This window comes from Desulfogranum marinum, from assembly GCF_016918565.1.
Lineage (GTDB): Bacteria > Desulfobacterota > Desulfobulbia > Desulfobulbales > Desulfobulbaceae > Desulfogranum > Desulfogranum marinum.
This window is the reverse complement of the sequence record NZ_JAFFQD010000221.1, coordinates 1-207: the sequence shown is the minus strand read 5'-3', so window position 1 is coordinate 207 and position 207 is coordinate 1. Positions and strand designations below refer to the sequence as shown.

Annotated in this window: 1 pseudogene; it reads left to right on the top strand. The window is 48.8% G+C overall.

The features are described from left to right. Nucleotides 1-207 (top strand): annotated as a pseudogene (locus JWH17_RS23545) (ISNCY-like element ISDol1 family transposase); the annotation flags it as partial.

The following is a 207-nucleotide window of genomic DNA, read 5'->3' as shown; positions in this document are numbered from 1 at the left end:
CGCTGCAAAAAACAATCAAAGCTATATCCGAAGCCACATGGGAGGAGATCAACAGGGTGTTGATCGGCTATGCCCAGGACGCAGGTATTGAGAAAGGCCGCAAGGTGCGCGTAGACTGCACCGTTGTTGAAACCAATATTCATGCACCCTATGACTCTGAATTGCTTTTCGATTCTGTTCGTGTTCTGGCCAGACTTCTTGATGACG